The following is a 12,948-nucleotide window of genomic DNA, read 5'->3' on the forward strand; positions in this document are numbered from 1 at the left end:
ATTTGGCCTTTCTATTTTAATACTTTAGCTAATTCACTAGCAAATTCTTCAATTGTTCTAATATTTTTGTTTAATAAGTCAATCCCTTTGTTCTTTAATTTATACATTAATTGATAAAGCTTTGGTGGATCTATTTCAATTTTTGTTAATAGTTCAATGTTTGAAAAAATCTCAAATGGTGAACCAATATCAATTACTTTTCCCTCGTGCATAACAATTACTTCATCAGCGATTCTTAGTACTTGATCCATATTATGAGTAACCATAATAATACGTTTTTTATATTCTTTATTTAATCTTTCAAATAAATTAATAAAGTCTTCTTCACCTTTAGGATCTAAACCTCCAGTTGGTTCATCTAAAACAAGTGTGTTACCATCCATAGCAATAATTCCAGCTAAAGCTACACGTCTTTTTTGACCACCAGATAATTCAAAAGGAGAACGTTTAACATAATCTTCAGGTAGTTGAACTAGTTTTAAAAGTTCAGGAACCTTTTTATAGGCTTCTTGCTTATTTTCACCTAAATTAACAGGACCAAAAGCGATATCTTTTTCAATAGTTTCTTGAAATAATTGATATTCAGGAAACTGAAAAACTAAACCTATTTCTTTTCTTAAACGCTTAACTTCTTTAATTTTTTTAATATTTGCAGGAATAGCATAATCACCAACGATTGTTTGTCCAGTTTCAGTAATTATTAGTCCGTTTGTTAATTGGATCATTGTTGATTTACCAGAACCAGTAGTTCCAATTACACAAGTAACTTTATTTTTTTTAAATTTTAAACTAGTATTATTTAAAGCTTTAAATTCAAAAGGAGTTTTTTTTGCATAAGTATATGAAACATTATCTAAAATAATATCTTTTGAAAAATCCATTTTTTGTTGCTTTTGATTTTTATTATTTATTTTTTGCATATTTGTTCTACCAGCTCATCTATATTTTGTGTACTTGCAATTTTAATTCCTTTTTTTTCTAACTCTTCTCTAACCAAACCAACAAAAGGCACATCTAATTGAATATTTCTTAAAAATTCTTTATCTTCAACTATATCTAATGGTTTAGCAACTCTAACTAGTTTTCCATGATCTAAAACAATTACTTTATCAGCATTTAAAATTTCATCCATATCATGAGTAATTGAAAGAATAGTTTTAGTTCTAGTTTCTCTTAATTGAACCATAATTTCTTTAATTTCTCTTTTTCCTTTTGGATCTAACATACTAGTAGCTTCATCAAAAATCATAATATCTGGATCTAAAGCCAAAGTTGAAGCAATTGCCACTCTTTGTTTTTGACCACCACTTAAATTTAGTGGCTCTTTTTTTAAAGCTCACTCCATACCAACTTTTTTTGCTGAATCTAAAATAATATCTGGCATTTTTTTAGGATCTACTCTTTTATTTTCTAATCCAAATGCAATATCAGCTTCAACAGTTGAACCAATAAATTGATTGTCAGGATTTTGAAAAACAATCCCTAAAAATTTTCTAGCCTGTTCAATGTTATGATCATGAACAATATTTCCAAAAATTCTAATTTCACCTTGTTGAGCATTTAAAACACCAATTAAAATTTTAGAAATAGTTGATTTTCCAGAACCATTATGACCAATAATAGTTACATACTCACCTTGGTTAATAGTAAATGAAACATCATCTATTGCATTAGGAAATTCAGGTCCATACTTAAAAGATAAATTTTTTATTTCAATAGCAATATCATTAAGTTTTTTAAGTTTAATACTTTTACCTTGACCATTAATAGCTTCTTTAAATTGTATTAACATACTTTTAGCATTCTCAACTTCAAGTTGGGCTTTTTTAATATCGTCTTGATTATTAGATGATTTAATTTTTTTATACATACTCTCAGCTAGTTTGATATTTTGTTTAAAAAGCTTAGTAGTTGCTATTATTTTATTAATTTCAATTTTTGTATTTTTTCTTTGAATTTTAATATTTTGTTTTTTTGATTTATCAATATTATCTTGACGAATTAAATTCAAATATTGGTTATTTAAATCGTTTAATTTAACAAAATAATTATTAAGAGAAATAATAGTTGCTTCTAGATCATCTTGAGATATTTTTTTAGAATTAAATTCTTCAAATATTGCTAAATTATCCATTTAAAAGCCCCGATTCTATTTGTTCATTATAATAATTATAAATTAAAAAGTATCTAAAAAAATAATAGAAATAAAAAAATAAGGTACAAAAAGACCTTATAATTTTGAGACTAGATTAATTTAATAATAACCATAGGTGCATTATCACCTTTACGGTTATCTAATTTTAAAATACTTGTGTAACCACCATTTCGATTTTCATATTTTTTTGCTAATTTATTAAACAATTTTTGTAATGCTGTTTCTTTTTTATCAGCGTCAATATCTCTTAATCAACTAGCAGCTTGACGTCTTGAATGTAAATCACCACGTTTAGCTAATGTAATCATATGATCAAAATGTCTTCTTAATTTTTTTGCTCTTGTTTGAGTAACTTCTAAACTTTCATTAATGATTAATTCAGTAGTTAAATTACGCATTAAAGCAGTTCTTCAAGCAGTATTTTGGCCACGTTTTTGAATGTATGACATAAGTTTTTACCTCCTATAATTATGATTGTCTAAATGCTAATCCTAATGAAGCAACTTTATCTTTAATTTCTTTTAATGATTTACGTCCTAGATTTCTTATTGAACCTATTTCGTCTTCATTTTTAGTAACTAATTCTCTTAATGTATTTATTCCAGCACGTTTTAAACAATTTAAACTTCTTTGTGTAAAATCTAATTCTTCAACTGTTCTATCTAATTCTTTATCATCAGTTTGATTTACACCAATAACTTCTAATACACTGATTTCGCGATTTAGATCAATAAAGAATTCTAGATGAGCAACTAAAATTTTAGAAGCAATACTAATTGCATCAATTGCAGTAATTGAACCATCAGTTGTAACTTCTAATTCTAATTTTTCAAGATCAATAGCTCTTCCAATTTTTGCTGAATCTACACTATATGCAACTTTAATAATTGGTGAGTAGTTTGAATCAATTGTAATCATTCCTGGTTCAATATTTTTTTCATTTTTATTATCTTTAAAAGTCTTATAACCACGTGAATTTTTAGCATATAAAACTAAATCTAAAATTCCACCCTCACTAATAGTTGCTATTAATAAATCTTGATTTAAAACTTCTACACCAGCTGGTAATTCTAAATCACCAGCATATACAGGACCTTGAATATCAGAGCGAATTTTTAATTGTACAACTTCATCATCACCATATATAGAAGTATCAATTCTTAAAACTAATTGTTTAATATTTAAAATAATTTTAGTAACATTTTCAATAATTCCTGGAATTGAAGTAAATTCATGAGTTGCCCCAGCAATTTTTATCGCATAAACACTTGCTCCGGGAGTTGCTGCTAATAAAGTTCTTCTAATCGCATTACCTAAAGTTATACCAAATCCTCTTTCTAGAGGCGATACACTAAATTTTCCGTAATTTTTATCTTGTCCTTCTTTTAAAAGAATAAATTCTGGTCTCACAAATTGTTTCATAAATTAACCTCTTGGGCGTTTTCTTGGACGCACTCCGTTATGTGGAATTGGTGTTGTGTCTTTAATTGATGTAATTTCTAAACCAGCCATTTGTAATGCTCTAATTGCAGCATCACGTCCTGGGCCTGGGCCTTTAACTTCAACAGATACAGTTTTAACACCGTTATCCATAGCACCTTTAGCTGCTGCTTCTGAAATTAATTGAGCTGCATAAGGTGTAGATTTTTTAGAACCTTTAAATCCTATTGCTCCTGCACTAGATCAAGAAAGAACATTTCCTTTTTCATCACTAACTGTAACAATTGTGTTGTTAAAAGTAGAATGAATATGCGCAATACCTTTAGGAATATTTTTTTTAATTTTTTTCTTAGCTTGTGATTTTGGATTTGCCATGATTATTTTCCCTTCTTTCTACTTTCTATTTTTTCTTATTAGCTACAGTTTTTCTTGGACCTTTAACAGTTCTTGCATTAGTTTTTGAAGATTGTCCTCTAACAGGTAAACCTTTACGGTGTCTTAGTCCTCTGTAACTTCCAATTTCCATTAAACGTTTAATGTTTAATGATACTTCTCTACGTAATTCACCTTCAGTTTTGTATTTTGAAATTTCAATAGAGATATTTTTGATTTGTTCTTCTGTTAAATCTTTTACTCTGATATCTTCAGAAATGTTTAAAGTTTTTAAAACACTTTGAGCAGTTGGTAGCCCTATTCCATAAATATAAGTTAAAGAAACAACAACTCTTTTATTATTTGGGATTTCTACTCCACTAATACGAGCCATATTCTAGGGTATCCTTTCTAATTTATTAATTAAACAATTATCCTTGTCTTTGTTTGTGTTTTGGTGTAACACAAATGATCATTACACGGCCTTTACGTCTAATTACACGGCATTTGTCACAAATTTGCTTGACTGATGATCTAACTTTCATCTTTAAAACCTCCGTATTTTTTAAAATAAAACAATAATCATTTAAATGACTTCAATTGTTTTAAAATAATTACTTACCAATTTTTCTATAAGTAATTCTTCCACGTGTCATATCATATGGTGAAATTACAATAGTTACTTTATCTCCAGGTAAAATGCGGATGTAATGCATGCGGATTTTACCTGACACGTGGGCATTAATAACTACACCATTTTCTAATTTCACTTTAAATTGGGCATTAGGCAATACTTCAACAACAGTGCCTTCAAATTCCATTTCTGTTTCTTTAGCCATCGATAATGCACCTATCTTTCTGTTTTAGTTAGTACTTCACAACCATCTTTTGTAATTAAAATTGTATGTTCAAAATGAGCTGTTGTACTATGATCAGCTGAATACACTGTTCATTTATCATCTGCAATTTTAGTTTTATAAGTACCTATTTGAACCATTGGTTCAATACAAATAACCATACCTTCTTGCAATCTAATTCCTGTATTTGGTATTCCATAATTTGGAATATAAGGATCTTCATGCAAAGCTAAACCAATTCCATGACCAGTATAATCTCTAGGAACACTAAAATTAAACGATTCAACATAATTTTGAATAATCGAACCAATTGTTCCAACTCTTATTCCTGGTTTTAATTCAGCTATTGCTAATTCTAGTGCCTGTTCAGTGACCCTTATAAGTATATCATTTTTTTTATTTTTTGCAATTCCACAAACCATAGTAAAAGCACTATCTGCATGTCATTTTTGATACATGCAACCAGCATCAATACTTACAACATCTCCATCAAGTAATACTCGATCTCTTGGAATACCATGAATCAGTTGATCATTAATTGAAATGCAAATAGTTTTTGGAAATCCTTGATAATTTTTAAAATTAGATTCACATCCGTTTTGTTTAATAAATTCTTCAAAAGCTTTATCTAGATCTAAACAATTAACACCAGGCTTAATCATTGATTTTAACAAATTTAAACCTTTTGCTAAAACTTGGCCTGCTATTTTCATCTTTTGAATTTGTTCTTGATTTTTAATTGTTATCATTAAATTTTTAATTCTCCTTTAATTTGATTAAAAACTTGTTCTGCTGATAAATTATCTGCTTTAATTTCAATAAATTTAGAATTAGTTTTAAAATAATCAATTAAAGGTAAAGTTTGTTCTTTATAAGTTTGTAGTCTTATTTTAACTTTATCTAAACTATCATCACTTCTTTTAACTAATTTAGTATTATCAAAATCACAAAGACCTTCTTGTTTTGGTTTTCTAGTTTCTAAATTAAAACTAGCCTTACATAATGGGCAAACTAATCTATTTGTAATTCTTTTAATTAAAATTTGTTCATTTACATCTATATAAAATACATAATCAATTTTTTTATTATATAAATCTAACATTTTTTCTAATGATTTAGCTTGTTCTAAAGTTCTTGGATATCCATCAAATATCAACTTGTCATTATTATATTGTAAAAATTGATTAACAATTTGATTAACAATTTGATCTGGAACATATTTACCAGCATTCATATATTCTTGACACTTTAAACCCAATGTAGTGTTTAATGAAATCTCTTTTCTCATTAAATCACCAGTTGACACTTGAATAAAATTTAATTTATTGACTAATTGTTCTGCTTGTGTTCCTTTCCCACAACCAGGTGCTCCTAATAACATAATGTTCATATATAAAATTCCTTTTTAATAGCACTATAAATGTATTTTATAATAATCTATATTCTAAACAAAATAAGATAATAAAATACTTTAGTTTATATAAAATAACAATAAAGTAAAAAAGGCATATTGCCTTTTTATCAAATATGAGATGTTTTATTCTTATTAATATTATTAGTGAATTTTTCTTTTTTCTTCTCAATAAAGTTTTGCTGAATAATTCTTCCTTTTAATTGTTGAACAGTTTGAATAGCAACTGAAATACAAATAATTAATCCAGTTCCACCAATCGCAAGATTTGATGGAAGTTGAGTTAATTTTGAAATTACATAAGGTAATAGTGCAATTATTGCTAAAAATACTGACCCAACAACTGATAACCTATTAATAATACCAGTTAAATATTTTGTAGTATCTTTTCCTGGTTTAATACCTGGAATAAATGTTCCAGATTTTTGGAAGTTTTCAGCAATTTTTTCTGGGTTAATTTGCACTTGAGAATATAAAAATGTAAATAAAACGATTAGGATTCCAAATATTGAAATACCTCACCAAGTATTAAATGATAAATAATCTCTTGTAAATATAACAAATCCACTATCTGGGTTAACTGCTTCTATAATTTGAGAAATTGTAATTGGAGTTGAGATAATTGCTGATGCAAAAATAACAGGAATAACTCCAGCATTATTTAACTTTAATGGTAAATATGGGGTGTGTTCACTAGAATCTGTTAATCCTGATCCAGTTTGTTGAATTGGAATTTTTCTTTCAGCTTCATTCATAATTACAACTGATAGAATTACTAATAAAAACACACTAATATAAATCATAAAGTTCAATAATCCTGAAAAAAAGATATTTGCTTCTTCACCAGAATTTGATACTCAATATTCAAATGTAGATTTTAAATTTGATGGCATTGAAATAATAATACCTATAAAAATTACTATTGAAATTCCATTACCAATACCCTTTATAGTTATCTGATCAGCAATTCATAGCATAAAAAATGAACCACCTAACATTACTAAAGGAATTAAAATGTAATAAAATGCTGAATTTGCTATAGCATTCGTATTATCTCAACCAGGAATAATTAATCCTTGACTTGATAAAGTAAAAATTGTTGCTTCAGCTTGCATTAATGCAAATGGGATCATAATAATTTTTGTTAATTTATCAAGTTTTTTTCTTCCTCTTTCACCAGATTTTGATCATCTTGTTAAAACAGGAATGACATCTGTTGATAAAAGTTGCACAATAATTGAAGCAGTAATATAAGGAGAAACTCCTAAAGCTAATATTGAAAATCTACCAATACTTCCTCCACCTAATGTTGAAAGTAATTGAAAAAATTGAATTCTGCTAGAATCAGTTGCAAATCTTTTATCTAAAGTTACTCCAGGAACAGTTATATAAACACCAAGTCTAATAATAATAAGAGCTAATAATGTAAAAAGAATTCTGTAAATTAAGTCTTTATTTTTTGTAAGAAAACTTGATTTAAAAGGATTTTTCTTTTTATTAGATGATTTAAAAGTACTTTTTTTATCAACTTTATTAGCAGGTTTTTTAATAACCATTAAATCACCTCTACTTTTCCTCCCAATTTCTCAATTGCACTTTTAGCTGCCTTTGAGATTTTGTTAACTTTTACATCAACTTTTTTAGTTAATGTACCATTAGCTAATATTTTAACTAATACTGAACTATTTTTAATAATTTTATGATCAATTAAACTTTCATGATTAATTACTTCTAATCCTAAAGTTTCTAAATCACTTAAATTTAAAATTGTATATTGTTTTTGATTTAATGAAGTAAATCCAACTTTTGGAAGTCTTCTAAATAATGGTGTTTGACCACCTTCAAATCCAGGGCGAACCCCTCCACCTGAACGAGAATTTTGACCTTTATGTCCTCTAGTAGCTGTTTTTCCTTTTCCAGAAGCCATACCTCTACCCACTCTAGTAGCTTCTTTTTTACTACCTGGTGTGTATTTTAATTCATTTAATTTCATTAATTATGACTCCTTTCTACTACTCAGCTGAATTTTCAGCTTCATTTTTAACCATCGGTTCAGCTATTACATCTTCTTTTTCAATTTTTTTAGAAGCCATTTTTTTAGTTGTTGATTTAGCTGGTTTTTTTTCAAAATTTTTAGTTTCAGCAGTTTTTTCAACTAACACAACTTTTTGTTTATCAAAAGTTTTACCATATCTTAACTCTTGAACTCTTTTTAAAGTTTGCATTGAACTTAGTCCTTCAAAAGTAGCTCTAATCATATTAATTGCATTATTGCTTCCTAATGATTTAGCATAAACATCTGAAATTCCTGATAATTCAATAACTGCACGAGCTGGTCCACCAGCAATAATACCAGTACCAACTTTAGCTGGTTTAATTAAAATCTTACCTGCTCCAAAAGTTCCTAAAACTTCATGTGGAACAGTTGTATTTCTTAAAGTTACACTTACTAAGTTTTTCTTAGCTTCTTTAATTGCTTTTTTAATTGCTTCTGGAACTTCATTAGCTTTTCCAGTTCCCATTCCAACTAAACCTTTTTTATTTCCAACAACTACAACTGCTGCAAATCTAAAGTGACGACCACCTTTAGTTACCTTTGTAACACGTCTAATTGTTACAACTTTTTCTTCAAATTCATCTTTTACTACTTTTTGTCTAGATGAAGGTCTTGATTTTCTTTCAAATCTTTTATTATTTTCTTGTTTTGGAGTAGAAGCTTTTTCAACATTAGAATTCATTTCTGATGATGTTTCTACTACATTCATTTCTTCAGTCATAATCTCTTCTACCCTTTCTTAAAATTTTAACCCATTTTCTCTTGCTTTTTGAGCAAAAGCTTTTATTTTTCCATGATATAAATAACCATTACGGTCAAATACTACTTGATTAATGTTAGCTGCTAAAGCTTTTTTAGTTAATTCTTCAGCAACTTTTTCAGCAGCTTGAATATTAGATTTACTCTTTAAATCCATTTTTAATGTAGAAGCAGATACTAATGTAACTCCTTTAGTATCATCAATAATTTGAGCATAGAAATTAGTATTTGATTTAAATACATTTAATCTAGGTCTTTCAGCAGTACCAACAACTTTATGTCTTACTCTGAAATGTCTACGTTTTCTAGCTTCAGTTTTAGTAAATTTCATACTTAGTAATCCCTAAGCTCTGGTACTATTTACCAGCTGCTTTCCCTTCTTTTCTAATAATAGTTTCATTTTTGTATTTAATTCCTTTACCTTTGTATGGTTCAGGTTTTCTATATGCTCTAATATTTGCTGCTACTTGACCAACTAATTGTTTATCGATTCCAGTAATAGCTAATTCAGTTGGTTTAACTGCTTGAATCACTACACCATCAGGAATTTCAAATTCAACAGGATGTGAATAACCTAAACTTAAATTTAATTTAGAACCATTAACTGCAGCTTTATACCCAACCCCAGTAATTTGTAATTCTTTTTTAAATCCTTCACTAACTCCAGTCAACATACCTTGTAGTAATGAATTAGTAGTTCCGTGTAATTGTTTTGTATGTTTTTGTTCATTTAATCTTTTAGTGATTAATTTGTTTTCTTCAACTTCAATTTTGATTAAAGGTGAAAATTGTTTTGATAAAGTTCCTTTAGATCCTGTAATTGTTACTAAATTGTTTTCTGCTATTTTAACTTCAACACCATTTGGAATTTGCAATAATCTATTACCTATACGAGACATATTAAACTCCTATTATCAAATGAATGCTAGAACTTCTCCACCAGCATTAGCTAGTCGAGCTTTTTTACCAGTCATTATTCCTTGTGATGTTGAAACAATTGAGATACCTAATCCGTTTAATACTTGTGGAATTTCATTAGCTTGTGCATAAACTCTTAAACCTGGTTTAGAAATTTTCTTTAATCCTTGAATTACTCTAGTTTTTCCTTGGTACTTTAATTCAATATTAATAGTTTTTTTAACATCACCTTCAACAGTGAAGTCTGAGATAAATCCTTCTTCTTTTAAAATTCTTGCTATTTCTAATTTTACTTTGCTAGATGGAACACTTACAGTTTTTAAGTATCTTTGATTAGCATTTCTAATTCTAGTTAGCATATCTGCAATAACATCTGTTGTCATACTTTTGAATCTTCTCTCTTTCTATCATGAAGCTTTTTTAATACCAGGAATTTGTCCTTCATAAGCAAATTTTCTAAAACATAAACGGCAGATTCCAAATTTCTTTAACACAGCATGAGGTCTTCCACAATGATTACAACGTGTATAATTTCTAACATTAAACTTTTGATGTTTAGCTTGTTTAACTTTTAATGATTTTTTAGCCATTATAATATCTCCCTTGTTCTATTTTTCAAATGGCATTCCTATTTTTTGTAGTAATGCAAATGCTTCTTTATTTGTTTTAGCAGAAGTTACAATAGTAATATCCATACCACGTAATCTAATAACTTTATCATAATCTACTTCTGGAAAAATAATTTGTTCTTTAATTCCAGTTGTAAAGTTTCCAAACCCATCAAATGAAGTTTTTGAAACTCCTCTAAAGTCACGTACTCTTGGTAAAGCAACATTAATTAACTTATCTAAAAAGTCATACATCTTTTTACCTCTTAAAGTAACTTTAGCACCAATTGCCATACCTTCTCTTAATTTAAATACAGCTAATGATTTTTTAGCTTTTGTAACAATTGGTTTTTGTCCAGATAATTTTTCTAGTTCAGATATAGCTGCATCTAATTTTTTAGGATCTGTTGTAGCATCTCCTATTCCCATGTTAATTACAATTTTTTGGATTTTTGGAACTTGCATTATTGATTTGTAATTTAATTCTTTAAATAATTCAGGAACAATTTGATCTTTGTATTTAATTTCTAATCTTGATTTCATACTAATTTATTTCCTTTCTTATTTAGCTGTTTTAATTTGAGTTTTAGATTTTCTAGCTATACGAACTTTTTTACCATCAATAATTTCAAATCCGACTTTTGTAACTTGATCTTTATTTTTTGGGTCTTGTAATGCAACATTTGATATATGAAGTTTTGCAGGAATATCTTTTATTCCACCTTCACTATCTTCATTAGTTGGCTTAACGTGTTTTTTAACTGTTATACCTTGAACTGAAACTCATTGTTTATCTTTTGTAATTGAAGTAATTGGTCCAATTTGTCCTTTGTGTGAACCAGCGATTACTTTAACTACATCACCTTTTAAAATTCTTGACTTTGCCATAAACTGGTTCCTCCTATAATACTTCTGGAGCTAAAGATGCAATTTTTGCAAATCCAGCTTCTTTAATTTCACGTGCAATTGGACCAAAAATACGAGTTCCACGTGGTGTTTTATCTTCTTTAATTAATACTGCTGCATTTTCTGAGAATTTAATATAAGTACCATCTTCTCTTCTTAATTCACGAGTAGTTCTAACAATTACTGCTTTTACAACTTGACCTTTTTTAATAATTGCACCTGGAGTTGCAGAAATTACTGAGCAAATAATAATATCACCAATGCCTGAAAATTTTCTAACTGAACCACCTAGATTACGAATAACACGAACTTCTTTAGCACCTGAGTTATCTGCTACTTTTAATTTAGATAATGTTTGAATCATATTTTTTATCTCCTATTATAAAGTTGCTTTTTCAATAACTCTAACTAATCTAAAGTTTTTAGTTTTTGATAAAGGACGTGTTTCCATAATTTCAACTTTATCACCCATTTGAGCAACTTGGTTTTCATCATGTGCTTTATATTTTTTAGAATATTTAACTCTTTTTTTATAAATTGGGTGGTTTTTGTAAGTTTCAACTAATACAGTAATAGTTTTATCCATTTTATCTGATACAACCTTACCAATTAGTACTCTTCTACTATTTCTTTGCATTATTTAGTTTCTCCTTTAGTATCAGGTTCAACAGTTTCTTGTTCAGCTGCTTGCATTGCTTTTTGAATATCAGCTTCATTTAACTCAGTTTGGTTTTGTTGACCATATTGCTCTTCTAAGAATTTTCTTTGTTTTGCTCTAACTTCTTTTCCAGCTTTTTCTGCTTCTTCAACAGCTTTGTTGTAATCTGCTTTAATAACTTTATTAGTGTTTTCTCCACTTAAACGTTTTTCTGATAATGCTAATTCAATTCTTGCAATTTCTTTTTTAATTTCTTTAATACGGTGAGTTTGTTCTAAACTTCCAACTGCTGCTTGGAATTTTAAAGCAAATAATTCAGCTCTTTTTGATTCATTTGTTTTAATTAACTCATCAACAGATAGATTTCTTAGATCTAACATTTTTGATTTAGACATTAATTTTCACCTCTTTTAACAAATTTACAACGAATTGGTAATTTATGCATTGCTAGTCTTAAAGCTTCTCTAGCTACTTGCTCATTAACTTGAGCAATTTCAAACATAATTGTTCCTTTTTTAACTACTGCTACTCACTTTTCAGGATTTCCTTTTCCTGATCCCATACGAACTTCAGCAGGTTTTTTAGTCATTGCCATATGTGGGAAAATTCTCATTCAAATTTTTCCATCACGTTTCATATAACGTGTCATAGCAATACGTGCGGCTTCTATTTGATGATTATCAATTCACGCACCATCTAAAGCCATTAAACCAAATTCACCAAAGTTAATTTCTTTAGCTCCTTTTGCTTTTCCTTCATAACTAACTCTATGAGGTTTACGATATTTTGTTCTTTTTGGTTGTAACAT

23 protein-coding genes are annotated in these 12,948 nt (G+C 28.1%); all 23 read right to left on the bottom strand.

Annotated elements, in window-relative coordinates:
- Window positions 1-11: 11 nt before the first annotated feature.
- Window positions 12-920 carry an energy-coupling factor transporter ATPase gene (locus MSB_RS03350; protein ID WP_013447950.1) on the bottom strand — a complete coding sequence of 303 codons (909 nt, stop codon included), beginning with the start codon at window positions 918-920 and terminating at the stop codon, window positions 12-14.
- Window positions 908-2,134, bottom strand: coding sequence for an energy-coupling factor transporter ATPase (locus MSB_RS03355; RefSeq protein WP_013447951.1), 1,227 nt, complete (start codon window positions 2,132-2,134; stop codon window positions 908-910). The genes MSB_RS03350 and MSB_RS03355 overlap by 13 nt, the downstream gene beginning before the upstream one ends.
- A gap of 110 nt (window positions 2,135-2,244) precedes the next feature.
- A complete protein-coding gene (gene rplQ / locus MSB_RS03360; RefSeq protein ID WP_013447952.1) occupies window positions 2,245-2,604 on the bottom strand; it encodes a 50S ribosomal protein L17 in 360 nt (119 codons plus the stop codon).
- A 19-nt stretch (window positions 2,605-2,623) separates the two neighbouring features.
- Window positions 2,624-3,577: a DNA-directed RNA polymerase subunit alpha gene (locus MSB_RS03365; protein ID WP_013447953.1), complete on the bottom strand. Its 954-nt coding sequence runs from the start codon at window positions 3,575-3,577 to the stop codon at window positions 2,624-2,626.
- A 3-nt stretch (window positions 3,578-3,580) separates the two neighbouring features.
- On the bottom strand, window positions 3,581-3,970 hold the full coding sequence (gene rpsK, locus MSB_RS03370) for a 30S ribosomal protein S11 (RefSeq protein WP_013447954.1): 390 nt from the start codon (window positions 3,968-3,970) through the stop codon (window positions 3,581-3,583).
- A gap of 25 nt (window positions 3,971-3,995) precedes the next feature.
- A complete protein-coding gene (rpsM, locus tag MSB_RS03375; protein WP_011387529.1) occupies window positions 3,996-4,361 on the bottom strand; it encodes a 30S ribosomal protein S13 in 366 nt (121 codons plus the stop codon).
- A 37-nt stretch (window positions 4,362-4,398) separates the two neighbouring features.
- Window positions 4,399-4,512 (bottom strand): 50S ribosomal protein L36, encoded by a 114-nt coding sequence (rpmJ, locus tag MSB_RS04615; protein WP_004429078.1) that lies wholly within the window; start codon window positions 4,510-4,512, stop codon window positions 4,399-4,401.
- Between the two features lie 69 nt (window positions 4,513-4,581).
- Window positions 4,582-4,806, bottom strand: a complete 225-nt coding sequence (infA, locus tag MSB_RS03380) for a translation initiation factor IF-1 (RefSeq protein WP_011167188.1) — start codon at window positions 4,804-4,806, stop codon at window positions 4,582-4,584.
- Between the two features lie 11 nt (window positions 4,807-4,817).
- A complete protein-coding gene (gene map, locus MSB_RS03385) occupies window positions 4,818-5,573 on the bottom strand; it encodes a type I methionyl aminopeptidase (protein WP_013447955.1) in 756 nt (251 codons plus the stop codon).
- Window positions 5,573-6,214 carry an adenylate kinase gene (locus MSB_RS03390; protein WP_011387531.1) on the bottom strand — a complete coding sequence of 214 codons (642 nt, stop codon included), beginning with the start codon at window positions 6,212-6,214 and terminating at the stop codon, window positions 5,573-5,575. Before MSB_RS03390 ends, map begins: the two co-directional genes overlap by 1 nt.
- Window positions 6,215-6,342: 128 nt before the next feature.
- Entirely contained in the window at window positions 6,343-7,791 is a 1,449-nt protein-coding gene (secY, locus tag MSB_RS03395) for a preprotein translocase subunit SecY (protein ID WP_011387532.1), read from the bottom strand.
- Entirely contained in the window at window positions 7,791-8,228 is a 438-nt protein-coding gene (gene rplO / locus MSB_RS03400; protein ID WP_011387533.1) for a 50S ribosomal protein L15, read from the bottom strand. The genes secY and rplO overlap by 1 nt, the downstream gene beginning before the upstream one ends.
- A gap of 19 nt (window positions 8,229-8,247) precedes the next feature.
- The gene (rpsE, locus tag MSB_RS05435; RefSeq protein ID WP_013447956.1) at window positions 8,248-9,012 is read right to left on the bottom strand and encodes a 30S ribosomal protein S5; all 765 of its coding nucleotides are present in this window, start codon (window positions 9,010-9,012) and stop codon (window positions 8,248-8,250) included.
- Window positions 9,013-9,030: 18 nt separating this feature from the next.
- Complete coding sequence (gene rplR, locus MSB_RS03410; protein WP_011387535.1) at window positions 9,031-9,381, bottom strand: 50S ribosomal protein L18; 351 nt, start codon at window positions 9,379-9,381, stop codon at window positions 9,031-9,033.
- 25 nt (window positions 9,382-9,406) lie between these two features.
- Window positions 9,407-9,949, bottom strand: a complete 543-nt coding sequence (gene rplF / locus MSB_RS03415; RefSeq protein WP_011387536.1) for a 50S ribosomal protein L6 — start codon at window positions 9,947-9,949, stop codon at window positions 9,407-9,409.
- A gap of 12 nt (window positions 9,950-9,961) precedes the next feature.
- Entirely contained in the window at window positions 9,962-10,351 is a 390-nt protein-coding gene (gene rpsH / locus MSB_RS03420) for a 30S ribosomal protein S8 (protein ID WP_008362508.1), read from the bottom strand.
- Between the two features lie 21 nt (window positions 10,352-10,372).
- Window positions 10,373-10,558, bottom strand: coding sequence for a type Z 30S ribosomal protein S14 (locus MSB_RS03425; protein WP_008362512.1), 186 nt, complete (start codon window positions 10,556-10,558; stop codon window positions 10,373-10,375).
- A gap of 18 nt (window positions 10,559-10,576) precedes the next feature.
- Window positions 10,577-11,119 (bottom strand): 50S ribosomal protein L5, encoded by a 543-nt coding sequence (gene rplE, locus MSB_RS03430; RefSeq protein ID WP_013447957.1) that lies wholly within the window; start codon window positions 11,117-11,119, stop codon window positions 10,577-10,579.
- Window positions 11,120-11,137: 18 nt separating this feature from the next.
- Window positions 11,138-11,464: a 50S ribosomal protein L24 gene (rplX, locus tag MSB_RS03435; protein ID WP_011387538.1), complete on the bottom strand. Its 327-nt coding sequence runs from the start codon at window positions 11,462-11,464 to the stop codon at window positions 11,138-11,140.
- 13 nt (window positions 11,465-11,477) lie between these two features.
- Entirely contained in the window at window positions 11,478-11,846 is a 369-nt protein-coding gene (rplN, locus tag MSB_RS03440) for a 50S ribosomal protein L14 (protein ID WP_013447958.1), read from the bottom strand.
- A 15-nt stretch (window positions 11,847-11,861) separates the two neighbouring features.
- Entirely contained in the window at window positions 11,862-12,119 is a 258-nt protein-coding gene (rpsQ, locus tag MSB_RS03445) for a 30S ribosomal protein S17 (RefSeq protein WP_011166904.1), read from the bottom strand.
- Window positions 12,119-12,535: a 50S ribosomal protein L29 gene (gene rpmC / locus MSB_RS03450; protein WP_013447959.1), complete on the bottom strand. Its 417-nt coding sequence runs from the start codon at window positions 12,533-12,535 to the stop codon at window positions 12,119-12,121. The genes rpsQ and rpmC overlap by 1 nt, the downstream gene beginning before the upstream one ends.
- Window positions 12,535-12,948: a 50S ribosomal protein L16 gene (rplP, locus tag MSB_RS03455; protein WP_013447960.1), complete on the bottom strand. Its 414-nt coding sequence runs from the start codon at window positions 12,946-12,948 to the stop codon at window positions 12,535-12,537. The genes rpmC and rplP overlap by 1 nt, the downstream gene beginning before the upstream one ends.

It is taken from the genome of Mycoplasma leachii PG50 (genome assembly GCF_000183365.1).
GTDB classification, from domain to species: Bacteria; Bacillota_I; Bacilli_A; order Mycoplasmatales; family Mycoplasmataceae; genus Mycoplasma; species Mycoplasma leachii.